At 70.8% G+C, this 26,170-nt stretch carries 29 protein-coding genes; 20 read left to right on the forward strand and 9 right to left on the reverse strand.

All coding sequences use genetic code 11. From position 1 onward, the window contains the following. Positions 1-18: 18 nt before the first annotated feature. Positions 19-459, reverse strand: a complete 441-nt coding sequence (locus ACFO6S_RS12095) for a VOC family protein (protein WP_378417232.1) — start codon at positions 457-459, stop codon at positions 19-21. A gap of 224 nt (positions 460-683) precedes the next feature. On the opposite strand from ACFO6S_RS12095, the gene ACFO6S_RS12100 reads away from it, so the two are divergent. Both ACFO6S_RS12100 and helR read left to right on the forward strand, forming a co-directional pair. Continuing rightward, positions 684-1,913, forward strand: a complete 1,230-nt coding sequence (locus tag ACFO6S_RS12100) for a hypothetical protein (RefSeq protein ID WP_378417672.1) — start codon at positions 684-686, stop codon at positions 1,911-1,913. A 180-nt stretch (positions 1,914-2,093) separates the two neighbouring features. Beyond that, positions 2,094-4,346 carry an RNA polymerase recycling motor ATPase HelR gene (helR, locus tag ACFO6S_RS12105; protein WP_378417235.1) on the forward strand — a complete coding sequence of 751 codons (2,253 nt, stop codon included), beginning with the start codon at positions 2,094-2,096 and terminating at the stop codon, positions 4,344-4,346. On the opposite strand, the gene ACFO6S_RS12110 is transcribed toward helR, so the two are convergent. Beyond that, on the reverse strand, positions 4,335-5,372 hold the full coding sequence (locus ACFO6S_RS12110) for a MerR family transcriptional regulator (RefSeq protein ID WP_378417237.1): 1,038 nt from the start codon (positions 5,370-5,372) through the stop codon (positions 4,335-4,337). The genes helR and ACFO6S_RS12110 overlap by 12 nt on opposite strands. Before the next feature lie 15 nt (positions 5,373-5,387). Continuing rightward, on the reverse strand, positions 5,388-6,053 hold the full coding sequence (locus ACFO6S_RS12115; RefSeq protein WP_378417239.1) for a HEAT repeat domain-containing protein: 666 nt from the start codon (positions 6,051-6,053) through the stop codon (positions 5,388-5,390). Between the two features lie 142 nt (positions 6,054-6,195). On the opposite strand from ACFO6S_RS12115, the gene ACFO6S_RS12120 reads away from it, so the two are divergent. Genes ACFO6S_RS12120 through ACFO6S_RS12135 form a run of 4 tightly spaced genes read left to right on the forward strand, consistent with a single transcriptional unit; the run spans position 6,196 to position 8,717 of the window. Then, complete coding sequence (locus ACFO6S_RS12120) at positions 6,196-6,588, forward strand: hypothetical protein (protein ID WP_378417240.1); 393 nt, start codon at positions 6,196-6,198, stop codon at positions 6,586-6,588. Beyond that, positions 6,585-7,337, forward strand: coding sequence for an RES domain-containing protein (locus tag ACFO6S_RS12125; RefSeq protein WP_378417242.1), 753 nt, complete (start codon positions 6,585-6,587; stop codon positions 7,335-7,337). The genes ACFO6S_RS12120 and ACFO6S_RS12125 overlap by 4 nt, the downstream gene beginning before the upstream one ends. A 52-nt stretch (positions 7,338-7,389) precedes the next feature. Next, complete coding sequence (locus ACFO6S_RS12130; RefSeq protein WP_378417244.1) at positions 7,390-7,959, forward strand: RNA polymerase sigma factor; 570 nt, start codon at positions 7,390-7,392, stop codon at positions 7,957-7,959. Continuing rightward, on the forward strand, positions 7,956-8,717 hold the full coding sequence (locus ACFO6S_RS12135) for a hypothetical protein (protein WP_378417245.1): 762 nt from the start codon (positions 7,956-7,958) through the stop codon (positions 8,715-8,717). The genes ACFO6S_RS12130 and ACFO6S_RS12135 overlap by 4 nt, the downstream gene beginning before the upstream one ends. 50 nt (positions 8,718-8,767) lie before the next feature. Here the strand turns inward: ACFO6S_RS12135 and ACFO6S_RS12140 are convergent, their stop codons facing one another. Beyond that, positions 8,768-9,160: a VOC family protein gene (locus tag ACFO6S_RS12140; RefSeq protein WP_378417247.1), complete on the reverse strand. Its 393-nt coding sequence runs from the start codon at positions 9,158-9,160 to the stop codon at positions 8,768-8,770. A gap of 185 nt (positions 9,161-9,345) precedes the next feature. Beyond that, positions 9,346-10,593: a KasA/KasB family beta-ketoacyl-ACP synthase gene (locus tag ACFO6S_RS12145; protein WP_378417249.1), complete on the reverse strand. Its 1,248-nt coding sequence runs from the start codon at positions 10,591-10,593 to the stop codon at positions 9,346-9,348. Between the two features lie 39 nt (positions 10,594-10,632). On the opposite strand from ACFO6S_RS12145, the gene ACFO6S_RS12150 reads away from it, so the two are divergent. Both ACFO6S_RS12150 and ACFO6S_RS12155 read left to right on the forward strand, forming a co-directional pair. Next, complete coding sequence (locus tag ACFO6S_RS12150) at positions 10,633-11,202, forward strand: TetR/AcrR family transcriptional regulator (protein WP_378417251.1); 570 nt, start codon at positions 10,633-10,635, stop codon at positions 11,200-11,202. Positions 11,203-11,277: 75 nt separating this feature from the next. Further along, positions 11,278-11,832 (forward strand): hypothetical protein, encoded by a 555-nt coding sequence (locus tag ACFO6S_RS12155; protein ID WP_378417253.1) that lies wholly within the window; start codon positions 11,278-11,280, stop codon positions 11,830-11,832. 72 nt (positions 11,833-11,904) lie between these two features. Here ACFO6S_RS12155 and ACFO6S_RS12160 read toward each other — a convergent pair whose 3' ends face one another. Next, entirely contained in the window at positions 11,905-12,750 is an 846-nt protein-coding gene (locus ACFO6S_RS12160) for a hypothetical protein (protein ID WP_378417255.1), read from the reverse strand. Positions 12,751-12,861: 111 nt separating this feature from the next. Here ACFO6S_RS12160 and ACFO6S_RS12165 point away from each other — a divergent pair, with 111 nt between their 5' ends. The 3 genes from ACFO6S_RS12165 (at position 12,862) to ACFO6S_RS12175 (ending at position 14,671) form a co-directional block, all read left to right on the forward strand. Next, entirely contained in the window at positions 12,862-13,413 is a 552-nt protein-coding gene (locus ACFO6S_RS12165) for a GNAT family N-acetyltransferase (protein WP_378417256.1), read from the forward strand. Positions 13,414-13,758: 345 nt separating this feature from the next. Continuing rightward, positions 13,759-14,046: a DUF1918 domain-containing protein gene (locus ACFO6S_RS12170; protein WP_378417258.1), complete on the forward strand. Its 288-nt coding sequence runs from the start codon at positions 13,759-13,761 to the stop codon at positions 14,044-14,046. Between the two features lie 106 nt (positions 14,047-14,152). Further along, positions 14,153-14,671 carry an acetyltransferase gene (locus ACFO6S_RS12175; RefSeq protein ID WP_378417260.1) on the forward strand — a complete coding sequence of 173 codons (519 nt, stop codon included), beginning with the start codon at positions 14,153-14,155 and terminating at the stop codon, positions 14,669-14,671. 535 nt (positions 14,672-15,206) lie between these two features. On the opposite strand, the gene ACFO6S_RS12180 is transcribed toward ACFO6S_RS12175, so the two are convergent. Both ACFO6S_RS12180 and ACFO6S_RS12185 read right to left on the reverse strand, forming a co-directional pair. Next, on the reverse strand, positions 15,207-15,845 hold the full coding sequence (locus ACFO6S_RS12180; RefSeq protein WP_378417262.1) for an RES family NAD+ phosphorylase: 639 nt from the start codon (positions 15,843-15,845) through the stop codon (positions 15,207-15,209). Further along, positions 15,842-16,348, reverse strand: a complete 507-nt coding sequence (locus ACFO6S_RS12185; RefSeq protein ID WP_378417264.1) for a hypothetical protein — start codon at positions 16,346-16,348, stop codon at positions 15,842-15,844. Before ACFO6S_RS12185 ends, ACFO6S_RS12180 begins: the two co-directional genes overlap by 4 nt. Before the next feature lie 162 nt (positions 16,349-16,510). Between ACFO6S_RS12185 and ACFO6S_RS12190 the strand changes: the two genes are divergently transcribed. Next, positions 16,511-17,119, forward strand: coding sequence for an SMI1/KNR4 family protein (locus ACFO6S_RS12190; protein WP_378417266.1), 609 nt, complete (start codon positions 16,511-16,513; stop codon positions 17,117-17,119). Positions 17,120-18,107: 988 nt separating this feature from the next. On the opposite strand, the gene nicT is transcribed toward ACFO6S_RS12190, so the two are convergent. Next, complete coding sequence (gene nicT, locus ACFO6S_RS12195; protein ID WP_378417268.1) at positions 18,108-19,178, reverse strand: Nickel transporter NicT; 1,071 nt, start codon at positions 19,176-19,178, stop codon at positions 18,108-18,110. 270 nt (positions 19,179-19,448) lie between these two features. Here nicT and ACFO6S_RS12200 point away from each other — a divergent pair, with 270 nt between their 5' ends. From ACFO6S_RS12200 to ACFO6S_RS12235, 8 genes are all read left to right on the forward strand, one after another. Further along, the gene (locus ACFO6S_RS12200) at positions 19,449-19,931 is read left to right on the forward strand and encodes a hypothetical protein (RefSeq protein WP_378417270.1); all 483 of its coding nucleotides are present in this window, start codon (positions 19,449-19,451) and stop codon (positions 19,929-19,931) included. 236 nt (positions 19,932-20,167) lie between these two features. Beyond that, positions 20,168-20,566: a chorismate mutase family protein gene (locus ACFO6S_RS12205; protein ID WP_378417271.1), complete on the forward strand. Its 399-nt coding sequence runs from the start codon at positions 20,168-20,170 to the stop codon at positions 20,564-20,566. 9 nt (positions 20,567-20,575) lie between these two features. After that, positions 20,576-22,675, forward strand: coding sequence for an aminodeoxychorismate synthase component I (gene pabB / locus ACFO6S_RS12210; RefSeq protein ID WP_378417273.1), 2,100 nt, complete (start codon positions 20,576-20,578; stop codon positions 22,673-22,675). Then, complete coding sequence (locus ACFO6S_RS12215; RefSeq protein ID WP_378417675.1) at positions 22,666-23,535, forward strand: prephenate dehydrogenase/arogenate dehydrogenase family protein; 870 nt, start codon at positions 22,666-22,668, stop codon at positions 23,533-23,535. Before pabB ends, ACFO6S_RS12215 begins: the two co-directional genes overlap by 10 nt. Next, positions 23,532-24,515 (forward strand): diiron oxygenase, encoded by a 984-nt coding sequence (locus ACFO6S_RS12220; protein WP_378417274.1) that lies wholly within the window; start codon positions 23,532-23,534, stop codon positions 24,513-24,515. Before ACFO6S_RS12215 ends, ACFO6S_RS12220 begins: the two co-directional genes overlap by 4 nt. A gap of 45 nt (positions 24,516-24,560) precedes the next feature. Further along, on the forward strand, positions 24,561-24,983 hold the full coding sequence (locus ACFO6S_RS12225; protein ID WP_378417276.1) for a helix-turn-helix transcriptional regulator: 423 nt from the start codon (positions 24,561-24,563) through the stop codon (positions 24,981-24,983). A gap of 28 nt (positions 24,984-25,011) precedes the next feature. Further along, a complete protein-coding gene (locus tag ACFO6S_RS12230; protein WP_378417277.1) occupies positions 25,012-25,422 on the forward strand; it encodes a VOC family protein in 411 nt (136 codons plus the stop codon). A gap of 1 nt (position 25,423) precedes the next feature. Next, a complete protein-coding gene (locus ACFO6S_RS12235) occupies positions 25,424-26,053 on the forward strand; it encodes a glyoxalase (RefSeq protein ID WP_378417279.1) in 630 nt (209 codons plus the stop codon). The last annotated feature ends 117 nt before the right edge of the window (positions 26,054-26,170 follow it).

Here is a 26,170-nt window from a genome sequence, read left to right on the forward strand (position 1 = left end):
ACCGACCCTGGTGCAGTGTCAGCGTACGTGCTCGAACAGGGACACGATGATCCCTTCGGGCCCACGCACGTAGGCCATCCGCACGCTGTCCTCGTACTCGCCGATGCCACCGATGAGCCCGTACCCGTCTGCGGCCACCGCGTCGACGGCGGCCTGGAGGTCGCCGACCTCGAAGGACACGTTGCGCAGCCCGAGTTCGTTGGCCATCGCCGTGGGCGATCCGGGCACGTGGTCCGGCGTGACGAAGGTCGAGAGCTCGAGCCGGGACCCTCCGTTGGGCGGTCGCAGCATCGCGATCCGGCAGTGCGCGCCGGGGATGCCGCAGACGGTCTCCACGAACTCGCCCTTCACGGAGCCGGTGCCCTCCAGTTCGAGACCCAGCCCGACGAAGAACGCCGTTGCCGTGTCGAGGTCCGCGACGGTGATGCCGACGTGGTCGAAGCGTTGCACGTGTGCCATGGGATCGATCCTCCGGTTGTTGTCTTGTCGATTCGATTCGATGCCGGGACGGAGCCGGGACGGGGTTCTCGACATGTTCCTACCGCATGGCTGCGGACAACCGAGGGACTCGGAACCCGCGACGCCGGCAGTTCCCGGGCGTAGCGTGAGGAGCCGAGCGGACGGAGCCGGGCATGTCTGATTCGTTGTCGCGCACGTCGAATGCGGTGCGCACCCTGCTGGCGATGCTGGGTTCGGTGCTGATCGGCGCCGCGGGTGCCCCCGCCGCGGTCGCACAGCCCGCGGTGACCGCGCCGCCGCCCGCCTGCGCGTGGCGGTTCATGTCCAACAGCACAGTGCTAAACGTCGCGTTTCCAGATGCAAACGCGACTTACTGGGTGCTGCCGTACGCGCTCGGCGCGGGCGAGACCATCGAGCTGACCGGGACGTACCCCGCCGCGCGGTACCTCTCGCTCAACACCTACGGCACCGACCTGAACACCGTCGACACGCTCCGCGACGACCAGATCGTGCCTGACGCGGGCAGCGTGAACCCGTTCGCGGGGCCGACGGTGCCGGGCTCCCCGCGACAGTGGCACGCCACCGTGGTGCCCGGGCAGGCCGACCACTCCCGCAACGAGATCCGGGGGTTGCCTGCCGACGGCGCCCAGCCCACGCCGGTGGGATTCCTGATCGTGCGGGTCTACGTCCCCGACGACGCGGCCTCGCCGACCGGCGGGGTGGAGCTGCCGTCGGCCACCCTGGTCCTCGGCGGCGGCGCCACCCGCGTCGCGCTGCCGACCTGCGCATCGCCGTTCGACCCGGCGGACGTCACGGGCGGCCCGCTCGGGCAGCTGGCGACCGAGGGCTTCGACCGGCTCATCGCGGGCGCCGCGTCCGGGGCGTTCCCCGGGAACGTGCCCGAGGCCACCTTCGTCAACCCCGCCAGCACCTCCGGCCTGTTCCCCAACGGCGACAACAAGTATCTCGGCGCCGGCCTGACCTACCAGGCGCAACGGATCGTGGTGGTGCGGGGCAAGGCGCCGACGTTCCCGGACACCCGCGCCGGCGACCCGGTCACCGATCCCGGGCAGCAGGTGCGCTACTGGTCGATGTGCCAGAACGACCAGGTCTCGCCCTATCCCGTGGTGGCCTGCGCGGCGGACTTCCAGACCCGGCTCGACGCCGACGGCTACTACACCTACGTCGTCGCGGCCACCGGCGACGTCCCCGCGCGCGCCGAGTCCGATCCGACGGTGACCGTCCTGCCGTGGGGTTCGACGGACGTGCCCAAGAAGGTGCTGTTCATGCGGAACATGCTGCCCACCACGGACTTCTACCCGCGGTCGATCCAGGCGTCGCAGGACGGTGGCCTGGACCCGGCGACCAGCATGGGTGAGTTCTACCCGGTCGCGGCCTACTGCGACACGGCGGCGTTCGAGGCCGGCGGGTACCGGGCGTGTGCGGGTGGTTGATCGATAGAGGGGGAGTGCTCACCCCTTCCACCTTCAACTTATAGCCGACAGGGGGGCTTGCGGCAAGGCCCCGGTGGTGACGCAGAATCGTCGGCCCGGGCCAAAACCCGTGGACAAGTGGAGGCCGACGGCCCCGGTGTGAACCACCCGGGACGGTCGGGCCGGAGCAGTAGGGGGCACATGTCAACGCAGGGGTACGACTCGACGGGGCGGCACGACTCGACACGGCGGTACGACGACGAGCTACGGTCCGAGCAGCGCTACGTGGCCGGGCTCTACGCGCGGCTCGACGCCGAGCGCGCCCGGGTGAAGGGCAGGCACGGCGCCGCGCTGAAGGGCGCCGCCAGCCAGGACAAGGACGGCACCCTGGTGGACCGGGACGCGGAGGTGCGGGCACTGGCCGCCGAGATGAGGCGCCTCGACGTCGCGGACAGTGGACTGTGCTTCGGCCGGCTGGACGCCGTCGCCGGGCACCCGTCCTACATCGGGCGGATCGGGATCTTCGACGAGGACGACGAGTACGAGCCGCTGCTGCTCGACTGGCGCGCGCCGGCCGCGCGCGCCTTCTACACCGCCACCGCCGCCAGTCCCGAGGGCATGCACCGCCGCCGGCAGTTCCGCACCCGCGGCCGCGGCGTCGTCGGCTTCACCGACGAGGAGTTCGGCCGCCCCGACTGGCATGCCCGCGGCGACGAGGCCCTCCTCGCGGCCGTCAACGCGCCCCGGGGCGACGGGATGCGCGACATCGTGGCGACGATCCAGGCCGAACAGGACCGGATCATCCGGCTCGAGCACCCGGGCGTGCTGGTGATCGAGGGCGGCCCCGGCACCGGCAAGACCGTGGTCGCGCTGCACCGTGTCGCGTACCTGCTCTACACCCAGCGCGAGCAGATGGAACGCAACGGCGTGCTCGTGGTCGGACCGAACCCGGCGTTCCTCAACCACATCGGCCACGTGCTGCCCTCGTTGGGCGAGTCCAACGTGGTGTTCACGACGACCGGGGACCTCGTGCCCGGCCTGCGTGTCACCGCCGAGGACGCACCGGGCGTCGCGGAGCGGAAGGGCTCACGCGAGATCCTGGGGGTGCTGGCGGCGGCGATCGCCGACCGGCAGCGGCTGCCCGAGCACCCGGTGCTCCTCGACCTGGCGGACGTCACGGTGCGGATCGACGCCGAGACCGCGCAGTGGGCCCGAGAGGAGGCGCGCGCGAGCGGGCTGCCGCACAACGAGGCCCGGACGGTGTTCGCCGAGATCGTCACGTACGTGCTCACCGAACGGGCCATCGGTCGGATCGGCAGGGGCTGGCTGAGCCGGTCGGACAAGCAGGCCTGGGAGCAGCTGCGGGCGGACCTGGTGACCGAGCTCGCGGAGAACGACGCCTTCACCGCGGCCCTCGACGAGCTCTGGCCGGTCCTGACGCCGCAGGCCCTGCTGGCGCAGCTCTACTCGTCCCCCGAGCGGCTGCGGGCCGCCGGCGCCGACGCGGCGCTGGGCCGCACAGACGGCGACGCCTGGACGGTCTCGGACGTGCCGCTGCTCGACGAGCTGGTCGACCTGCTGGGCCGAGACACGGCGGCCGAGAAGGCCGCCGCGCTGGCCGCGACGCGGGAACGGCGGGCCGAGGCCGCCTACGCCGCCGGCGTGCTGGACCTGATGGTCGGCCGCGCCGACCACATGGACGACGACGACCACCTGTTCGCCACGGACCTGCTCTACGCCGAGGACCTCGCGGACCGGTTCGCCCAGCGCGACGACCGGGAACTGTCCGAACGCGCCGCCGCGGACCGGGACTGGACCTACCGGCACGTGGTGGTCGACGAGGCCCAGGAGCTGTCCGAGATGGACTGGCGGGTGCTGATGCGGCGCTGCCCGAGCCGGTCCTTCACGGTCGTCGGCGACCTGGCCCAACGCCGCTCCCCGGCCGGCGCGCGGTCGTGGGACGCGGTGTTCGAGCCGTACGTGCCGGGCCGCTGGGTGTACCGGTCGCTGACGGTGAACTACCGCACCCCGGCGGAGATCATGACCGTCGCCGCCGCGCTGCTCGCCGAGTTCGCGCCCGGGGTGCGGCCGCCGGAGTCGGTCCGGGCGTGCGGCGTCGCGCCGTGGTCCCGGGCGGTGGACGAGTCCGACCTGGCCGCCGCCGTCGACGAGTTCGTGGTGGACGAGGCAGGCCGGGAGGGCACCAGCGTGGTGATCGGCCCGCCGGGCGTGCCGGGCGCGGTGCCGCCGTCGGAGACCAAGGGCCTCGAGTTCGACGCGGTCCTGGTGGTCGAGCCCGAGCGGATCCTCGCGGACGGCCCCCGCGGCGCCGCGGAGCTCTACGTCGCCCTCACCCGCGCCACCCAGCGGCTCGGCGTCCTGCACCGGGAACCGTTGCCGCGGAGCCTGACCGGGCTCACCCAGACGGGGATGGCTGCCGGCCTAGGGCGCTGACGGTCCGAGGGACCTGGGCCGTGTGCGCGTGCGGGTTCGCGCGTTCACGATGGCCGCCGCGGTGGCCGCGACTGTCCTGTCACCGTCGTGGGTCAGCCGGTCGAGGGCCTCCCGCGCGGCGGTGCCGGGAATCTCGGCGAGGGCCTGGGTGATCCGTGACCGGGTGGACGCGTCCGCGACGGTGTCGAGCAGGTCCTGCAGCGCCCCGACGATGTCGTCGGCCACGGGCGCGGACTCGGTCAGCCGGCCCAGCGCCTCGGCGGCCTCGACGTCGCGGCGACCCTCGGCAACCATCGCGAGCAGGGTGGGGACCGGGTCGGTGTTCGACCGGGCGGCGAGAGCCAGCGCCGCCCGGTCGCGGACCTCGGTGTCCGGGTCGTCGAGGGCCCGCCGCAGGAGCACCGTCGCCTCGGTGGTGCGCACCGCCGCGATCGCCTCGGTGGCGCGCCGCCGGACGCCCACCTCCGCAGAGTCGAGGCCGACGGCCAGGTCCGCCAGACCCCGGCCGTCGGCCCTCGCCAACGACCACCGCAGCGCGCCGGCGACGTAGGGGTCGTCCTCCGACAGTGCCGCCGCGGCCAGCGCCCCGGCGGGCAGCGCCGCGTGCTCGTCCTGGGCCAGGATCGCCTGCTGACGGCGGGCGGCGGACTCGGACTCGAGCGCACGCAACGCGGTGACGACGCTCAGCACGCCGTCCCACTCCGCCGGGGCGGCGGAGTCGACGTGCTCGAGCTTCGCGAGCAGTTCCTGCTCGGCGGCGATCCGTTCCCGCGTGTGCCGGATGAGCTCACCTACCAGCTGGGCCGGTGCGAAGCCGGGCTCGTCCAGCGCGCGCCCGGCCTCGCTCAACGACAGCCCCAGGGTCCGCAGGCTCTCGACGTGGAAGAGCCGGCGGATGTCGTCGGCGGAGTACTCGCGGTAGCCGCCGGACGTGCGGCCGGTGGGCCGCACCAGGCCCAACGCGTCGTAGTGCCGCAGCATCCGGGCGCTGACGCCGGAGCGCCGCGAGACCTCGCCGATCAACATCCCCGTCTCCTTCCGTTACGCGTCCGGGCCGGTGACCGCGACGCGCTTCGCCGTCTCGAGGGAGAGCGCGAACCCGCTGTCGGGGTCGTGCCAGAGCTGCCGGGTGGCCTCCGCGTGCGCCCGGACGAGCGGGTCGGGACCGGTCGTGGCCGCGTCGAGGAGCGGCAGGACGGACTCGCCGAGTCCCGCCAGCGCGCGGCTCAGGCTCAGGTGTCGGTCGCGGTCGCCGCGCCCGAGCTCGGTCACCAGCGCGCCCGCGAGCGCGGGCTCGTCGTCGGGCGCCACCAGTGCCACTGCCGCCCGCCACGCACTGCGCGCGACCTCGTCGTCCGGGTCGTGCAGCATTGCCGACACCGCGGGCCAGGCGAGCCGGTCGCCGATCTTGGACAGCGAGTGCAGCGCCTGGCTGCGGGCCTGCGGGTGTGCGGACCCGAGCTCGTCGACCAGCCTCGGCACGGTGACCTCGGCGGGCAGCCGGCACAGCGCCCAGGTCAGCATGTCCCGGACGAAGAAGTCCGGTTCGACGGCACACCGCTCGACGAGGGTCTCCGTCAGCCGGGGATCGGGGTCCGTGCCCGCGGCGAGGGCCGCGCGCAGCCGAGCCGACGGGTCTGCGGCGGCCAGGGCGTCGACGAGGCGGGCGTTCGGCCCGCCGTGATGGGTTGTGTTCACGACAACCACCTCCTTCGTCGACCATTCGAGTCCTTGTCACAGTGTCAGGGTCAAGCCCCGGTGTCAGGGGGACCCGGCGGCGGGCCGGGCCGTTCGCACGCTGGCAGTGATCATGAATGTGATTTACCATGTGATCAGGAGGTGGATTCACATGACTGCAGCGCATCCCCGACCGGACCTCGCGGCCTACAACGCCGCCGCCCGCATGTCCCAGGCCGAGCTGGTCACCGAGCTGCGTGAGCTGCTCGGCGCCAAGCTGGTCGCCTACCTGGGAAAGGTGAAGGAGACCCGGGCCGTCCGGCAGTGGGCCGACGGCACCCGCACCATCGGCAACGACGTCGACGTCGAGCGGCTCCGCATCGCCTACCGCGCCGCCCGGCTGGTCACCGAACGCGACACCCCGCAGGTGGCGCAGGCGTGGTTCCAGGGACTGAACCCGATCCTCGACGACCGGGCCCCGGCGCTGCTGCTGCGCGAGGGCGACCTCGCCGACGTCGGTCCGCTGGTCCTCGCCGCAGCCCGCCAGTTCGCGGCGGTCGGGTGAGCGGACGTCGCCGTGTCCTGACCGACACCGGGCTGGGCCGGGTGTGCTGTGTGCGCGTCGCCGGCGCCGCCGCCCACCGCGTCGGGTACCCGCCGACCGCGTGGGAGTGGACACCCTGGGAGTACGCCACCGACGGGCGTTTCGGCGGCCGCTGGGACGACCCGGCGGGTGTCTGGCGCACCCTCTACGTCGGAGCCAGCCGACTGGCCTGCTACCTCGAGGTGCTCGCGTTCGCGCGGCCGAGCATCGACGTGGACCTGGACATGGACGCCATCGTCGTCGACGAGGAGGACCAGGCCGAGTTCCCGACGCTGGCACCGGGACTGCTGCCGCGCTCGTGGCCGGCGTCCCGGGTGTCCGCGAGCGGGATGATCGGCGGGTGGTTCGTCGTCCCGGGCGATCCGGAGACCATCGCAACCCTGCGAATCGGGTTCCGCGGCGCCGCGATTCGGCACGGGCTGGCGGACCTCGACGGTGCCGCGATCCGCGACGGCCGCCCCCGGGAACTCACCCAGGGCATCTCGCAGTGGATCAACACCCTCGTCGATCCCGCAGGCACCCCGGTGGCGGGGATCCAGTTCGACTCCCGCCACGGTGACGGCCTGACGCTGTGGGCGGTGTACGAGCGCCCCGGGGACCACGCGGCCTCCGGGCACATCACCCCGCTGGAGGCCGGTCCGATCGAGCCGGACGATCCCGAACTGGCCGAGGCGATGCGGCTTCTCGGCCTGGTCTGGTCCGACGACTGAACCCGTGTCGCCGGGCCGGTAAGGAACGGCAGTCGTCCGGACACTTCTTGGTATGAGCGAGGAACAGCCGGGATCACCGGCACCGGGGGACAGCGCGCGGTTCACCGCGCTGTGGGACGACTACGCCGGGCGGGTGTTCGCGTACGCCTGCCGGCACGTCGACCACCACACGGCCCAGGAGGTGGTATCCGAGGCGTTCCTGGTCGCGTGGCGGCGGCTGTCGGAGGTCCCCGACCAGGCCCTGCCGTGGCTGCTGGTCGTCGCCCGCAACACCGTCGCCAACCACCGTCGCGGCGACCGCCGTCGTGATGCGTTGACGGAGAAGATCTCCCGCATCGAGCAGGTCGCGGGATCGGCGCCCGGCGCCGACGTCGCGGTCACAGACCGCGCCGAGGTGCTCGCGTCGCTGGCCACACTGACCGCCGTCGAACGCGAGGCACTGCTGCTGACCGCGTGGGACGGGCTGACCGCGACGGAGGCGGCCCGCGTCGTGGGATGTTCCGTGCCCGCCATGCACGTCCGGCTGTACCGGGCCCGACGGCGCCTGCAGTCAGGTGCCGCCGCCGAACCCACCGCAGTGGCCCCGCAGCGGGCCGTCGCCGTACCGAGGAGCATCCGATGACCAGTGACCCGTTGCGAACCCTCGAGGCGCTGAGGCCGGACGCCGGAGCCGGCGAGCTGTGGCCGCAGCACCTGCAGGCCGCGGCCCGCGCCCGGATACTGGCCACCACGACGGAGCCGGCTCCCGCCCCGCGGCCCCGTCGCAGAGTGGGTGCCGTGTGCCTGGCCGCGGCCCTGCTCACCGCGGGCGGCCTCGGCGTCGCCGCGGCCGCCGGAATGATGCCGGCGGCGTTCACCGACCACTACTCGCACTGGCGCAATCCTCCGGAGCCGGGCACACCCGCGGTGGACCCGGCCGCAGCAGCGAGGATCGGCTCCGTCCCCGGCCCGGACGGCACGGTCTTCAGCGTCATGGTGGCGCCGGGTGCCGACGGGATGCGATGCGTGACGTCGGTGTTCGAGACAGTCGCCAGCGCGGCCCTGCCAGGCCCGGACGAGTTCATCGACCTGGGCAACCGGTGCCGACAGGGACCCGAGGACTGGGGCGCGCTGGGCGACGGTGCCGGCACCTTCGTCGTCGGCGGATACGGCGAAAGCCTCGGGGGCGTGCCAATTTCGCGTGGGTGGACCTACGACGCCGCGGCCGGAACTGCGGTGCGTGCCGAGATCCGCACGAACACCGGTCAGGTGCTTCCGACCATCCTCGCGGACGGCAGCTTCTTCGGCTGGTACCCGACGCCGACCGCCGGCAGCCCCCGGCCGGTCCTCACCGGCTACGCCGTGGACGGCACGATCGTCGACAGCTTCGAGATCGGCTGACGACCGAGCCGCCGCGGTGACGACCGACAGGGCGCCGGGGGACCCGCCCGCTAGACGTTCTGGCGGGCGATCTGGATCAGGTTGCCGCAGGTGTCGTCGAACACCGCGGTGATCACCGTGCCCATGTCCACCGGTGCCTGGGTGAAGCGGACGCCGAGGTCGAGCAGTCGTTCGTACTCGGCCTGGACGTCGTCGACCGCGAACGAGGTGAACGGGATGCCGTCGGCGACAAGGGCATCCTTGAACGGCTTCGCCGCCGGGTGCCCGCTGGGTTCGAGCAGCAACTCGGTGCCGCCCGGGTTCTCGGGGGAGACCACGGTGAGCCAGCGGTCCTCGCCGCCCATCGGGACGTCGTGCTTGAGCACGAAGCCCAGCACCTCGGTGTAGAACTTCCGGGCCTTCTCCTGGTCGTCCACGAGCACGCTCGTCAGGTTGATCCTCATGTCGGTGCCTGCTTTCCGTCGGTGTCGGCGTCACTGTCGGGGTGGTCGCCGGCTTCCTTGTCTGACCCGCCGAGCCGTCGGTCGACAACCGGCCCGCGTGCCCTGGTGCCGAGGTGAATGCTTGCATGCCGAGCGAGAGAACCCTACGAACGGTGACGGCGGGGCACCGCCCGACAGGCAGAGCGTCAGCTCCGTCCGAATGCGAGGCTGACGTTGTGCCCTCCGAATCCGATGGAGTTGCTCAGTGCGTAGTCGATCCGTTGCTGCCGTGCTGCTCCGGACACGATGTCGAGTTCGACTGCCGGGTCTTGGTTGTCGAGGTTGAGGGTGGGCGGCACAACCTGGTTCTCGAGCGTCAGGATGGTCAGGATCGCCTCGAGTGCACCGACCGCGCCGATCGAGTGGCCGAGGGCCGACTTCGGGGCGTACACCGTCGCGTCCCCTGCTACCGCAGCGATCGCAGCAGCCTCGGACGCGTCGCCGACGGGTGTCGCCGTGGCGTGCGCGTTGACGTGCGCGATGTCCGACGCCGACAGTCCGGCGGTACGGATCGCCGCGCGCATCGCGCGGGCGGCGCCTTCACCGTCCGGTGCGGGCGCCACGATGTGGTGCGCATCGGAGGTGATGCCCGCACCCACTACTCGCCCGCGGACCTCGGCCCCCCGAGCCCTGGCGTGTTCCTCGGACTCGAGCAGCAGCAACGCGCCGGCCTCGCCGAAGACGAACCCGTCACGGTCCCGGTCGAACGGCCGCGAGGCACGTACCGGCTCGTCGTTGCGTTGACTCATCGCCCGCATCATCGAGAAGCTCGCGATGGGCACGGCGCCGATCCGCCCCTCGACGCCGCCCGCGACCACCATGTCGGCCTCACCCGTGGCAATCATCCGCCAGCCGTGGGCGATGGCCTCCGATCCGGAGGCACACGCGGAGACCGGGGTGAAGATGCCGGCCTTCGCGCCGATCTCGAGCCCGACGGTCGCCGCTGGGCCGTTCGGCATGATCATCGGTACGGACATTGGCGACACCTTGCGGTATCCGCCCGCCCGCAGCGTGTCGACGGCGTCCACGAGGGCGTCACCCCCGCCGAGTCCGGTCCCGATGGCGACGGCGAGCCGCTCCCGGTCTACCTCGGGTAGCCCCGCGGACCGCCACAGCCGACGTCCGAGAATCATGCCGATCTGCTCGACGAATGACATCCGGCGCAGTTCCACGCGGGTCAGCTCGTCGCTCGGACGCAGGCAGAGTTTGCCGCCGATGCGCACCGGTAGGTCGTGGTCGGTGACGAACTCGTCGTCGAGCAGTCCGATGCCGCTCTGGCCGTCGAGCAGTCCCGTCCACGTGCGGTCTACGTCGTCCGCCAGCGAGGTCGTCGCCGCCATTGCGGTGACGACGACCGGCCTGGCTGCAGTTAGTGAAGCAGTTGTTACGTTCATGAGCAAATGAATACCTGGAGCGACCGCTACAGTCAACACATGGCTCGACCACCCGATCACCACAAACGCGCCGCGCTCCTCGCCGGCGTCGTCACGTACATCGGCGAGAACGGACTGGCCGACCTGTCGCTGCGGCCACTCGCCGCGGCGCTGGGCACCACCTCGCGGATGCTCATCCACTATTTCGGCACCAAGGAAGAGCTGCTCGTGCAGGCGCTGGCAACCCAGCGGCCCGACTTCGACGCGTTCTTCGCGGACGTGTCGGACGCCGCCGGCCTCGAAGCGCGGCTGCGTGAGTCGTGGACAGCCATGACTGTCGGCGACGACGCGGTCAGCACCCGAATCCTGCTGCAGGTCATTGCCATCGGACCCACCCAGCCCGGACCCTTCGCGGACTTCGCCGAGAAGGCGCTCGACACCGTCATCGGGGCGCTTGCTGCCGCGATGGTGCGTTCGGGATGGTCGCGTGGCATCGCGACGGCGGACGCGACGATGATCTCGGCGGGATTTCGGGGGCTGCTGTCCGATCGCTTGATCACCGGCGACTTCGAGCGCACGGAACTCTCGGCCGAGAGGCTCATCGGAGTCGTGCTGGGCGGGATGCGCTGAGCACGAGTAGCGCGGTCGTGCGCCGGCCTCAGCGGGTTGAGCCGGCTGGTCGGGGAGGATCGCACGATGGCGCCCATGGATTCACGCGACCCGGGATCACGTACGGGGTGGCTCACCGCTGTCTTCTGGACGGTCACGGCCGCGTTCGCCTACGTGCTCCTCGGGCTGCTCTTCCCTTGGGCGTGGCTGCCGTACCTCGGTTCCGGACTTGCGCTCACCTACCTCTGGTGGAAGCGCCGTCACCGCGGTCGGTACTCGGTCCTGTTCGGTGCGACCTGCGCGTTCTTCGCACTGATGGCCGTCGGGGTGAGCGGGGCGGCGCTCCTGGTGCCCGTCTCCCTCCCGGTCGACAGCGTTGGTCCGCGGCGGGTCGACTGCGGATCCGTCGTCGACCGGGTGCCTGCCGACGAATTGACGGTCACGACCGGTGACTCCAACGAGCCTGCGGTGCAATCTCGTTCGATCCCGCAGGGTTCGCTGGAGCGGAAGTGCTCGGATTGGCTCGACGGTCGCGGTGGTCGAGCAGCAGGGCTGGCCCTGATCGGCCTGTTCGTCGGCGCACGCGCCACCGGGCATTTCGTCCGTTCGGACGGTGTTCGATCGGTGGGTGTTCCTGCAAGCTCAGTGTGAAAGCCGGATCGCAAACCCTCGACGGTGAGGGGTCGTCCTAGCGTGGAGCTTTAGGGCAGTGATCGGCCTCGATCACGTGTCGTCGAGTTCGGCAGCGAGCTCCCGGGCGCGCGTCAGCTCCGCGGTCGCGCGCTGCGCAGCCTCCTCGGCGGCCCGACGTGTGGAGTCGGCGAACCGTCGCTCCTGCTCGGCCCGCGTCAGCTCGTCCCGGAGTTCCTCGACCCGGCGATGGGCGTCTCTCGACCGTTTGGCTGCCTCGTCGAGGTCGGACGCGGCTTCGTGCGCAGCGCGTTGCGCCTCGTCGACCGCCGCCTGTGCCCTCCGCAGTGCCTCCTCGTGCGCTCGCCGCACGGCGTCATCATTGGCTTCGGTGTGTGCCTGGCGCTCGTCGTCTGGCGGCGTCTCCTCCGCAGCGGGGGCCGGTGCGGGCACCGACGCGAGCGCAGCCGGCCCGAACCCGCTGTAGGACACCGCACCGAGCATCCGGCCGCGGCGCAGGTCGGCGCCGATGTCGGGGTCGGCGATCGCCGCCGTCAGCGACTGACTCACCTCCCGCAGCACGGCCTCGGACAGCTCGTGACCGTGTTCCCGGGCCGCGGCAGCCGCACGGTTGGTCAGCGCCGAAATCACCGCGGCACGTTGGGCGGCCAGGGACCGCAACTCGTCGCCGCGTAGTGCCTGATGCGCCGAGCGGAGGGCCGCCCCGAGGTCGAGCAGCTGATCGACAATTGCCGGCTCGGCCCGGACCAGCACGTTCAGCGCCCACCCGGTGGTCGTGGGCTTCCGCAGGCCGCCGACCTCCTTCGCCAGCGTCTTCTCGCCCGCGTCCTTGGCGTTCGCCACCGCGGTGCGTCGGGCGGCGACGAAGTCGGACGGGGTAACCGCGTAGAGCTCGTCGGCGACGCTGTCGAAGTCCACTTGCTGATTGTGGCATCGCATACCCCACCGATGGGGCCTGTCCGGGGTCAGGCGCAGCCCGGGCGGATGCCAATGGAGTGCGGGCCTATGGGGCTGGAATAGTCGCCACGCATGGAATTCGTGACGCTGTCGGTTGAGGATGTGGGTGAGCTTCTGACGTTGCAGAGGGCTGCGTACGTGACGGAAGCGCAGGCCCACGACGATGTAAACCTTCCCCCGTTGATGCAGTCCCTCGACGAGTTGGCGAGTGAGCTGACTGAGCCCGGCGTAACCGCGTTCGGGTTGCGCAATGGCTCTCTGCGTCTCGTCGCCGCGGTACGGGTGCACCTCTCGCCGACGGACCCGCACACCGCCGAGTTGGGAAGGCTGGTCGTTGCCCCGGACATGCAGGGCCGGGGTTGGGGCAGTCGACTGCACGAGTTGGCGGAAGCGCGACTACCCGAGCAGGTCACCGATCTGCAGTTGTTCACGGGCGAGCGCAGCCTCGGTAATCTGCGGCTCTACTCCCGATTCGGATATCGGGAGACACATCGCACTCCGACTCCGGGTGGCTATTCGCTGGTCCACCTGACGAAACGAGTGCGTGAGCAGCCTGACGCAGTAGTCACGCCGCCGCCGCCGTGTGGGGGAGGGGAGAGCGCTCTGTCAGCGGGCGGGTTGTGAACTGCGACGGAAGTCGTGGTGATCGGGGAGTGCACGGCGAGATGCACCGCGCGCTCCCGGTGCCCAACAGAGCTACCACCTGCATGTATGCCTCGTATATCCGCGTGGGCCGTCGCGCAGAACAAGGATAATAATGTCATAATCCAACTTATCGGCAGTTTGGGGAAACCGGTGCTGAGTCCCCGAATTCGTCTCCCGCACCGCAGTACTCCCGTTGCCGACCGCACCGGAGAGGGGAGGGGAGGGGATCGGCGTCGCCCTTGGGCAAACGGTCCCGGCGGAGGATGATCAAGGTGGCCGGATCGGCCGCGACCGTCGGCATTCGCGCCCTAGGAGGGCAGGACAATGCACGCAGTACCCGGTGACTGGATGGTGATCAAGGGAACCGTTGTGGACGAGCCCGACCAGGTGGGGCTGATCCGCGAGGTGCACTCGGAGGACGGTGGTCCGCCGTATCTCGTCCGGTGGATGAACGACGACCACGAGACGCTGGTCTTCCCGGGCCCGGACGCCTACGTGGTGCCCGAGGCGTCGAAGACATCCTCCGACGAGCATGAGCGCCGGCGGTATGCCGAACTGCAGGAAGTGGTCGCCGCGCGGCAGGCCCACGCGCACACCCATCCGTCCGGCTAGGGCGAGCCGCCTCGGCGGCGGGGAAGGGCGCTCACGCGCCGGGCCCCGTTGAATACGGGCCAAAGTCGGTTGACAACCGCCTTCAGCCGTCTGTAGTCATGCACCCATGAGCACATCCAAGGAACTGGTTCTCCGCCCGTGCGAGGGCGAGGCGGAGTGGCCGGCACTCGTGCGCATCTGGCGGAGCGCCGTGGAGGCAACCCACGACTTTCTCACCCCGGAGGATGTCGACTTCTACGAGTCACGGATGCTCAGCGACTATCTTCCGGCCGTCGAACTGACGGTCGCGGAGATCGAGGAGGCACCGGTGGCCTTCGCCGGGCTCGCGGGCAACTCACTCGAGATGCTCTTCGTCGACGGTGCCTGCCGCGGGCACGGTGTCGGTTCCGCGCTGCTGTCCCGCGCGATCGAGCGCCATCCCGATCTGCGCCTGGACGTCAACGAGCAGAACCCGCAGGCTGTCGGCTTCTACCAGCGCCACGGTTTCGTCGTGCTGAGTCGATCGGCGACCGATGGAGACGGGCGCCCGTTCCCGATCCTGCACATGGGTCTGTCGGTGGTCGGGACTCCGGACGGCCCGTTCGGGCTCAGCGGGAACGCGTCCTCCAACCCGCGAGCTGTTTGAGCCCGGGTACCCACACCGGTAGTCCGCCCGTGTCTGCGCGCATGGGCGTGCTGCCGCTGGCTGCGAGCTCGTTCATGTGCCGGGCCGGGATCGAGATTTTGTCGCGGCGTCGGAGTGCGGAATGCTCCGGCGTGTGACGAGTTTCGTGATTCTGGCGCTGTTGGCGCTCCTGCTGTTCTTCGGTCTCCGCGCTGCCACCAGGAAGCAGCCGCCGGCGCAGGCGCGCCGGGGCTCGTCGGGCGCGGGGGATGCCAGCGGATTCACGTCCGGTCAGAGTGACGCGGGGACATCCTTCGGTGGAGGCTGCGGCGACAGCGGGGGATCCTCCGACAGCGGTGGTGGGTGCGACTGACGCGGCGGCGAGCGTGGGCGCCGCCGAGCACCCGATTGGGAGTCCGTGTCTCCGTCGGGGTCGGTGTATCAATGGCATAACGTGGCTTATCGGCCCAATTCCCGACCACCGCATCACCATCCGTACTCGGCTCACCTTGAGCCGCAGTTCAGACCCCAACATTTGAGGGGGACGGGGTCGGGCCTAGAGGGAGTGGGGGATGGCGAGCACGGTGATCCCGGACGTCTCGCGCAGCTGCTCGAACAGGTCGCCGCGGTCGGCGAGCTTGTCGGTGCGGGTGACGAGGTAGTCGCCGGTCCCTGCGCTGTTCGTACGGTCGCCGGCGTCGTCGAACAACGCGATGCATGCGTGGGTGTGGGAGAGGTCGTGGCGCGCCCAGTACCGGACGCCGGCGTGTCCGGCCTCGCGCAGTGCGGCCGCCCATACCTGCGTCGCCCCGTAGTCCACCGTCGTGAAGATCTCCGCGGTCACCCCGAACTGCACCGCCAGGTTCGAGGTCAGGTCCGCGACCGTCACGTCCACGGCGAGCTCGAGCTGCGAGATCGTCCGGCCGGTGAGTTCGGTGCTGGGGATGACGCGGATGCCGCCCCAGGTCTCGAGCAGGGTGACGTCCTCCGACTCGGCGGTGTAGCAGGTGCCGTACGGGTCGGTGAGGTCGAACCGGCCGTACCCTCGGCTGCCGAACCACCACGGGCTGTACGCGGCCCCGTGGGTGCGGTGCAACCGGGTGCCGGCCCTGAGCGTGGCGACCGGGAAGCGGTCGCGCAGCAGGTCCGGGGGAGGCGGGGCGGCAAGGTGGGACGTGGCGCGGGGTGCGCTCACGCGGCCAGCCGCTCGCCAGCCTGTCGGGCGAGCGCGACCACGGTGGTCACGTCCCCGTCCAGCAGCGCCGCCCGCGGCGTCCGGCCACCAAGCTCGGGCTGCTCGGTCATCAGCCACGACGCGACGGTCCAACCCTGCGGGTCGGCGTGCGACCACGCGCGCAGCACGTCCTTGATCCCGAGGATCGGCTTGGCCGGGATGGCCTCGTCGAACCCGGTGACCGAGTAGCCGGCGGTCCCGTCCTCGGCCTCGAGGCGCAGCACCCGCTTGTCGCGCACGGCCTGGCTCAGGGCCTGCTTCGTCCAGCCCGTCAGTTCGAGGGTCTGCTTGTGGGTGAGGATCGGGCCGATGTGGTTCTCCCAGACGCGCCGGGCCTTGAGCCCGGAGAGCACGTCGCGGATCCGGTGCTCGACGTACTGGACGTCGGCCGGGTTCAGCTCGGTCTCGTCGATACCGCTGGCGGCGATCTCCGCTGCCATGACGTCTGTCAGTGGGCTGCTCATGCCACCATCGTCCACGGTCAACCAGGTCAAGTCAAGCAGGTCAACCGCAGCGGACTCGTTCCGGCGGCGTCGGGCAGGGGACCTGGCGCCGCGTCGCGGGTGGGTGTCGGGGTGCGGCGCTATGGTTCCGACCACTCAAGGTCAACAACGGAGGTAGGCACAATGGGCTCCACCAAGTACTCGACGCCGTCGGGATCGGTCACCGAGCAGTGGGGGCGAATCGCACGGTGGCTGCGGGCGAACCTGGATTCGCCGTCGATCGCCGGCGCCGACGAATCCGCGATCGACAGCGCGCGGCAGGCGACGGGGGTGACCTGGCCGGCGGAGCTCGCCGAACTCTTCGCGCAGCTCAACGGATTCCCGCCGGCCGCACACGTCGAGCTGCTTCCCATGAACGAGATGTTCGACCTGGAGCGCGCGGTCGAGGAGCGCGCCATGGAGCTCGAAGTCTGGGGCGAGTTCGACGAGGAGATGGGTGCCCCGGACCCCGACGCCTCCGCGGGCGAGATCGCCGGAACGTACCTTCCCGAGTTCGTCCCGTTCGCCGGTCTCGACGGCTACCTGCTGGTCGTGGACGCCCGTCCCGGGCCGCTGCACGGCTGCGTCACCGCATTCGGGAAGGTTGACTGCGACGACGAGGGCCCGCGGTGGGTCTCGGTCAGCGCGATGCTCGCGGACCTGGCGGACAGCCTCGAGACCGGCGCCGAGTTCGACACGGGGTGGACGCCGGCCGTGGTCGACGGTCGACTCGAATGGCGGCTCGGGGCCTGACCGGCTCGTCCGGGAGGCCGACCAGGGGAGTGCGGCCGTTCGGTCGGTCCGGTGGGCGAGGTCGAGCGCAGGGGAGGCTGCGACGCGTCCGGGCGGAGGGGAGCGTGGGGTGCGCCGAACCGGAGGGCGGGACCGCAGGCAGCGGGGTAGCGGTCGGGTGAGGCGGTGGGGCGGGCGGGCGTCGTGTCGGCCACCGAGCGCGCAGGTTCAATGTCACGTAAACTATTGGGCTGCAGCATGTTTCATGGATAACAGTGATTATCCATGAAACATGGTCGGGGTGCGCGCGGACCCTCGGTCGAGGAGTGCTCCGCAGTCGCAATCCCGCGTGGGCCGAAAACTGCTCCGACGGTCATGCGGTCGAACGTCGACCCGCCGCATCCGATGGTTCGCGTCCATTCGCGTCGGCACGACCAGATGCATGATCGAATGCGTGACCGTGTCCGGCGGTACTCGGCCGTCGACCCGGGGGCCGGTCCTGCGTCCGGGAGGTGGGGCCGGCTCCCAGTCGAGCTGATGTCCGGGTGCCGCTCGCGCCCGTCGCCGGCTCGTACCTCCGGGCTCGTGTCGCCAAATGCGGTCCCGTGCAGTTCCTTCGGGGGCGGCCCCGTGAAGGCAAAATGACATAATGTACATTATCGGATGGCTGCATTCGCAGTGGTCAGATAATCGCCTACCGGCAACCGTCCGATACTTGCGTCCGCCGGCGTGCGTCCGCAGCGACTCGGCGCGTCGGCCCCGACGCTTCACGTGCGTGCCGACTCATTGCCCGGCCGCGGCGCCCGTCGTTCCTTGCGGCCTCGATGCGGACCGCAGTCTCGTCGCCGGCCGTCCGTCGGCCCAGCCGTCGTCATCTCCGGATTTCGGCGATGTTCACCGACCCTTGCGGCGCCCGGTTTCGTGGTGACCGCTCCCGCTGCCGTGTCCGGCCCATCCCGCCGCCCCACCGGTATTCGTCACTGTGACGTAATGATCCGCTGTCGGCGGATCAGTCCGTTCCGACCCGGTCCTTGACCAACCGGGATTCCCAGCGCTCCTGGATCCCGCTGTAGCGCCACACGAGCACCGCGACCAACCAGGTGGCCACGAACAGGCCGACGATCACGAAGCCCATCGAACCGAGGTCGAGGCCGCCGATCCGGCCGAGCAGCCCGGTGGTGATGTCGTTGCGTGCGGTGACGATGGAGATGATCTCCTGCCCGCCGATCAGCAGCGCCACCGCCACCGACAGGCCGGTGACGACGAGGTTGTAGTAGATCTTGCGGACCGGCCGGGCGAACGCCCACCCGTACGCGTAGTTCATGAACGACCCTTCCAGCGAGTCGAACAGCGACATGCCGGCGCTGAACAGCACCGGCAGCACCAGGATCGAGTACCACGGCAGGCCCGTGGTCGCCGCCCCGCCGGCGATCACCAGCAGCCCGACCTCGGTCACCGTGTCGAACCCCAGCCCGAACAGCAGCCCCACCGGGTACATGTGCCACGGCGCGCGCACCGCCCGCACCAGCGGACCGAGCAGCTTGTTCATCACGCCCCGGGAGTCGAGTTCGCGTTCGAGGCGGTCCTCGTCGAACTGCCCGTCCCGCGTCTTGCGCAGCACCGCGTAGATGCCGATCAGCGACGCCAGGTTCAGCAGGCCGATGAGGATCAGGAAGGTGCCGGACACCGCGGTGCCGAACAGGCCCGTCCACCGCTGCAGGTCGGAGTCCGAGTCCCGCAGGCTCGACGCGAGTTGCTTGATGCCGAACGCGAGCAGCAGGACCAGCACGAACACCACCGTGGAATGGCCCAACGAGAACCAGAACCCGACCGTCAGCGTCTTCTTCTTCTCCGCCAGGAGCTTGCGCGTGGTGTTGTCGATGGCGGCGATGTGGTCGGCGTCGAAGGCGTGCCGCATGCCGAGCGTGTATGCGGTGACGCCGAGCCCGACGCCGAACACCCCGCCGTTGAACTCGTACCGCGCAGGGACCACCAGCAGTAGCAGCGCCCCCCAGCCGATGATGTTGAGCGCCGCCACCGTCACGACCATGCCGAGCACGCTCTTCGAAGTCGTGGACATCCGATTCCTCACAGACGAGTGGGCCACGCTGCCGAATCAGCGTAGGCCGGATCCGGCGACCGGGCACGCCGACTCGACTCCCCCGGACCTGCCCGGCGCCGGAGGTTCGCACCTTTGCCCAAGTGTGCTCGGCGTGTCCGGGACTGTTGTAGCGTTCAGCCAGCGGTCGGCGCGACGGGAGTGAATCGCCACATGCGTCTCACCGGTAACATGCCGCGGTCCCATTCCCTCACAGTCACGGAGCACAAGAGAACGATGTTGTCGTCGGTCATGTCCACTGTCTCTACCTCCCCCCGGCGTGGTCGTCGGGTCGCCGCCTTCGCCCTCGGGGCCCTCGCCGTTGTCGCCGTCGCGTCCGGCTGCTCCTCCTCCGAGGATTCCTCGTCGGACGCCACCGCCGATCAGACCGCGGTGGTGGACACGCTCAGCTCCTACTACTCCGCCTTCGGTGCCGACGACGGGCCCAAGGCCTGCGGCTACCTCGACCCGGAGCTCGCCGCCAAGCTGGCGACGACCGGCCCCGACGGCACCTGCGAGTCCGCGGTGAACGCGGGCCACAAGAACGCAGGCGCCGAGGCGCTGACCAAGCTGAGTGAGCTGAAGTACGACGCGACGAAGGTTGTCGTCGAGGGCGACACCGCGAAGCTGAGCACCAAGGACGTCGCCGAGCTGAACGGCAAGGCCACCGACTCGACCGCACAGATCGTCCTCACCCGCGACGGGGACAACTGGAAGATCGTCGACCTGGGCTGATCGGGTCAGATCGACTCCCCGCTTCGACCCGCTGCCCGGTCCGGACCACAATCCGGGCCGGGCAGCGTTTTCTCTGCCGCACTTTCGATGATCAGAGTTTCGTGATCGTGGGGGCGGCGCGCGAGCCTCCGTGAGACGATGGAGGCGCTCGGGGAACGAAGTGCACGCGGGAGGACGAACTCGTACGGCGTGGGTCGACCGGCGTGCTGGTGCAGACTTTGCAAGGGGTGCCGCACATGGAGAACTCGATCCGACCCGCCGACACCGGCCGCTCCACACGGCCGATCGAGGCGCCCCATCCTCTCGAGGACCAGGATCCGCAGCAGCAGCTGGAGAAACTGCGCGCAGAACTGGACGAGATCGACAGCGACCTGCTCGAGATCGTGCGGCGCCGGATCGAGGTGTGCTGCCGGATCGCGGTGCTCAAGCGCCGACACTCGATCCCGATGCTGCAGCCGGCGCGGATGGGCCTCGTCCACGACCATGCCCGGTCCTACGCCCGGAGCCATCAGCTCTCGCCGGACTTCCTCGACGACCTCTACGACGTGCTGATCGCGGAGACCTGCCGGGTGGAGGACCTGATCATCGACGGCGCCGGCACCGGCGGCGCCACTCCCCTGCACCACGACGGCTGAGGATGCGACATGGGCGTCCGGACACTGCTGGTCGACAACTACGACTCCTTCACCTACAACCTGTACAGCCTGCTCTCGGAGGTGAACGGACAGGTTCCGGTGGTCGTCGCCAACGACGCGGACTGGGACTCGGTGCGGCTGGCCGACTTCGACAACATCGTCGTCTCCCCCGGTCCGGGTCGCCCGGATCGGCGACGGGACTTCGGGATCAGCACCGACGCTCTGACCGCGAGTGGGCTGCCGGTGCTCGGTGTCTGTCTCGGGCACCAGGGGCTGTGCTACCTGTTCGGCGGCGCGGTCGAGCTGGCGCCGGAGCCGATGCACGGCCGGATCAGCGAGATCAAGCACGACGGTGCCGGGCTGTTTGCCGGGATCGCCTCGCCGTTCCGGGCCGTCCGGTACCACTCACTGGCCGTCGAAGCGTTGCCGGACGAGCTCGAGGTGCAGGCCCGGTCGAGCGACGGGGTGGTGATGGCGGTGCGGCACCGCGACCAGCCGCTGTGGGGCCTGCAGTTCCACCCGGAGTCGATCTGTACCGAGCACGGGCGGGAGTTGCTCGCCAACTTCAGGGACCTGACCCCGGTCCGGGCGTCCTCCCGCACGGACCCCGCACCCCGCGTCGAGCCCGCGCAGGCCACGGCGCCGCGTTACCGGGTGCGCAGCGACCGGGTCGACCGGGACCTCGACCCGCACACGGTCTTCCGGACGCTGTTCGTGGACGGTCCGAACAGCTTCTGGCTCGACGGCAGTGCCGCGGCCGACGTGGACGCCCGTTTCACGGTGATGGGCGACTGCTCCGGGCCCCGGGCGGAGTACGTCACCTACCGGGTCGCCGAGACCACCGTCCGGGTGCAGCGGCGGGGACTGCCGGACGAGGAGGTCCACTCGACCTTCTTCGACTACCTCGACGAACGCCTCCGCGAGCGCACCGTCGAGTCCCACCCGGATGTGCCGTTCGACTTCGCCCTCGGCTACGTCGGGTATCTCGGGTACGAGCTCAAGGCGGACACCTGCGGGCAGTTGGTGCACGCCTCGCCCCATGACGACGCCGCGATGGCGTTCGCGGACCGCGCGCTGGTGATCGACCACGACGAGGGCTGCTGCTACCTGCTCACCCTCGACGACGGAAGCGGCACCCTCCCGGAGGACGTGCGCTGGCTGGAGGCGATGACCGACGCGCTGATCGGGATCGCCGAGGTGAGCGGTGGGCCGCCTCCGCCGCCGCCGCTGGTGCCTGCGGCCGCCGACGTCGAGGTTCGGTTCCGGCACGACCGGGACACCTACCTCGACCTGATCGAGCAGTCCCTGGCCGAGATTCGTGCCGGCGAGTCCTACGAGGTGTGCCTGACCAACGTCGGGACGGTCCAGGGCGGGATCGACCCGTTGGCGGGCTTCGCCTGCCTGCGGGAGATCAGTCCCACCCCGTACAACGCGCTGCTGCAGTTCCCCGGCCTGGCGGTGCTCAGCGCCTCCCCGGAGCGGTTCCTGCGGATCGACGGGAACCGCCAGGTCGAGTCGAAGCCGATCAAGGGCACCCGGCCGCGTGCCCGCGACGCCGCGGCCGACGTGGCGCTGCGCACGGACCTGCTCGACAGCGAGAAGGACCGGGCCGAGAACCTGATGATCGTGGACCTGGTCCGCAACGACCTGTCCCGGGTCTGCGTCCCGGGCTCGGTGCACGTGCCCGCCCTGTTCGAGGTCGAGACGTACGCACCCGTGCACCAGCTCGTCTCGACGGTGCGGGGCACCCTCCGCGAGGACGTGTCGGCGGTGGAGTGCATGCGCGCGTCCTTCCCCGGCGGGTCGATGACGGGCGCGCCGAAGATGCGCACCCTGGAGATCATCGACAAGCTCGAGGCCGGGCCGCGCGGGGTGTACTCCGGTGCGATCGGCTACTTCTCGCTGACCGGCACCGCGGACTTCTCCATCGTCATCCGGACCATGGTCGCCACCGCCGACCAGGTCACCTTCGGCGTCGGCGGCGCCATCGTGGCGCTGTCTGACCCGGAGGAGGAGTTCGAGGAGATCATGGTCAAGGCCCTGACGATGCGTCGCTGCCTGTCGATGACCGGCGACCGGACGCCGCGGTCGGGCCCGGGATCATCGTGACCGCACGGCCGCCCGTGGCCGTCGCAGGCGGCGGCGGTGCGGTGGGCGGGATGCTGGTCGAGCTGCTGCGTGGGTCCGGGGCCGAGGTGCGCGTCCTCGACCCCCGGGATCCGGACCGGCCGACGGACGTCACCGGTACGGCACCCGACCTGGTGGAGTCGCTGACCGACGCCGCGACGGTGGTGCTCGCGGTGCCGGAGCCGGTGGCGCTCGCTGCGGCGCGCACCCTGCCGCCCCTCCTGCGGCCCGGCGCGTTGCTGGTCGACACCCTGTCGGTGAAGTCCCGCTACGCCGCGGCGTTGCGGGAGCACGCCCCCGCGGTGCAGGCGGTGGGCATCAACCCCATGTTCGCGCCGTCGCTGGGGATGGCCGGACGCGTGGTGGCGGTGGTGGTCCACAACGACGGCGCGGACGTACGCGGCTTCCTGGGGCTGCTGGAGGGCGGGGGCGCCAAGCTGGTGCGGCTGGCCGCAGACGAGCACGACCGGCTGTGCGCGGCCACCCAGGTGGTGACGCACGCGGCGGTGCTGGCGTTCGGGCTGGCGCTGGCGGACCTCGGGGTGCCGGCGGCCCAGTTGGCCGCGGTGGCGCCGCCGCCGCACACCGTGATGCTGTCGCTGCTGGCGCGGATCGGGCTGGGCCGGCCCGAGGTGTACTGGGACGTGCAGGCCGGCAACCCGGCGGCGCCGGCGGCGCGGGCGGCGCTGGTCGACGGACTCGCCCGGCTCACCCGGGTGTGCGAACACGGCACCCAGTCGGAGTTCGAGGAGCTGCTGGTGACGGCGTTGACGCCGTTGGGCGAGGACGCCGAGCGGTACGGGGATCTGTGCGCCCGGATCTTCGGGGGGCCGGTCCGGTGACCGGGGACGTGGACCCGTCGGCCGATTTCCTGCTGCGGATCCCGGCGCTGCCGGACTTCGACCCGTCGGACGTGGTGGACAGCGCCGTGGTCCGGGGGCTGGTCCGCAGCTGGCCGCGCCGGGCCACGGTGCGGCGCAGCGAGCCGGATCTCGACGCGCTGTTCGAGCCGGAGAGGGCGGACTTCCCCGAGTCGATGCTGCCGTTCGGCGAGGACGCCCGCTACCGGGACCTGGACAGGGGCACCCGGAAGCGGATCCGGGCGTGGGGGTGGATCGCCTACAACAAGAGCGTCGTGGACATCGAGCAGCACGTGGTCAACCCCGGATTCCAGCTGCTCTTCCAGGACGGGCTGGGCACCGGGCTCGGCGACGGCATGCGGGCCGCGGCGGTGCAGGCGATGGTCGACGAGCAGTACCACACGCTGATGCACCTGAACGCGAGCGCGCTGACCCGCACGCACCGCGGCCGGTCGATGCCCGACTCGGCGCTGCCGTACGGGCTGACGGTGCGTCGGCAGCGGGAGGAGGTTCTGGCGCAGGCCGACCCGCGGTCCGCCGCGCTGACCACGCTGGCGTTCTGCACGGTCGCGGAGACGTCCATCGGCGCCTACCTGAGCCTGCTCTGCGACGACGCCGACCTGCAGCCGGTGAACCGGGCGACCGTCACCCTGCACCGGCGGGACGAGCGGGCGCACGCGTCCGTGGCGGCGGAGCTGACCGGCGCGGTGTACGAGCGCCTCGGCGCCGACGACCGGCGAACCCTGATCGGCGCCCTGGTGACCGGCGTCGACGCCTTCACCGGCACCGACTACTCGACCTGGGCGGCGATCCTGGCGGCCGAAGGGGTCCCGCACGCCGCCGCGATGCTGGCCGACGCCGCGGCACGGCCGGGCGACCACCGCCTGATGCAGGACTGCACCGCGATCCGGCACCTGATGGAGTCGCTCGGCGCGGCCGAGGACGTCCCCGACACCTGGTGACGCGTCACCGGGCAACCGGCGGCGCGAGGTGGCACGATCTCGGAGGTGACGAGCAGCAACAGCGCGGAGCAGCGCCTGCAGGACCTCGCGCGGTTGCGCCGGGTACGGGACCGGATGGACCGGGAGTACGCGCAGCCCCTGGACGTCGAGGCGCTCGCGCGCGCGGCGCACATGTCGGCCGGGCACCTGAGCCGCCAGTTCAAGCTCGCGTACGGGGAGTCGCCGTACTCCTACCTGATGACGCGGCGGATCGAGCGCGCGATGGCGCTGCTGCGCCGGGGCGACCTCAGCGTCACCGAGGTCTGCTTCGCGGTCGGCTGCTCGTCGCTGGGTACGTTCAGCACCCGGTTCGCCGAGCTGGTCGGGGTGCCGCCCAGCGTCTACCGGGATCAGTCCCGTCACGACGCGGAGTTGCCGCCGTGCGTCACCAAGCAGGTCACCAGACCGATCAGGAATCGAGAAGCGTAGTCCCGCAACGACGCCTAGCGTTGTCGTCATGGACATCACAATTCACTCCGCATTCCTCCCGCACACCGACCACGAAGCCTCCCTGGCCTTCTACCGCGACCTCCTCGGCTTCGAGGTCCGCAAGGAGGTCGGCTACAACGGGATGTACTGGATCACTGTCGGTCACCCGGACCAGCCGGGCATGTCCCTGGTCCTGCACCCGCCGGCCGCCGACCCCGGTGTGACCGACGACGAGCGCCGGACGATCACCGAGATGATGGCCAAGGGGACGTACGCGATCCTCACCATGGCCACCCCCGACCTCGACAAGACCTTCGCGCTGCTCGAGTCCGGCGGCGCGGACATCGTCCAGGAACCGATCGAGCAGCCGTACGGCATCCGCGACTGCGCCGTCCGGGACCCCGCAGGCAACCTGATCCGAATCAACGAGGTGAACTGACATGACCGCAACCACGTCCCGGACCACCGTCAATACCGTCATCCTCGATGTTCCCGACCCGACGGCCGCCGAGGCCTTCTACGCGGCCTTCGGCGTCGGCGACCACGTGGTCGTCCGCGCCGGCGAGGCGCCGACGACCGGCTTCCGCGGCTACACCCTCTCGCTCGTCGTCTCCCAGCCGAACATCGTCGACGCCTTCGTCGACGCGGCCCTCGCAGCCGGCGCCACGTCGCTGAAGCCGGTCAAGAAGGGGTTCTGGGGTTACGGGGGCGTGGTGCAGGCCCCGGACGGCGCGATCTGGAAGGTCGCGACGTCGTCAAAGAAGAACAGCGGCCCGGCCACCCGGCAGATCGACGACATCGTGCTGCTGCTCGGTGTGGACGACGTCAAGGCGAGCAAGGAGTTCTACGTCGACCACGGGCTGGAGGTGGCAAAGAGCTTCGGCCGCAAGTACGTCGAGTTCGCCACCGACGGGACGGGCGTCAAGCTGGCGCTCTACGGTCGTCGCGCGCTCGCCAAGGACGCCGGTGTCCCGCCGGAGGGAACCGGGTCGCACCGGATCGCCCTCGGGAGCGCGTCCGGGGCGTTCACCGACCCGGACGGGTTCGCCTGGGAGCCGTTGTCCGACTGAGTCGCTGCTCAGGGAGGAAGCTACGTGGCCGCCCACCCCATCCCCGGGGTGGGCGGACTGCTCTTCACACAACAGGGCCTGCGGTAGGAGCGTCGCTTCCGCGGTGCTGGAGGCCCG

The organism is Rhodococcus kronopolitis (assembly GCF_042654025.1).
GTDB classification, from domain to species: domain Bacteria; phylum Actinomycetota; class Actinomycetes; order Mycobacteriales; family Mycobacteriaceae; genus Rhodococcus_G; species Rhodococcus_G kronopolitis.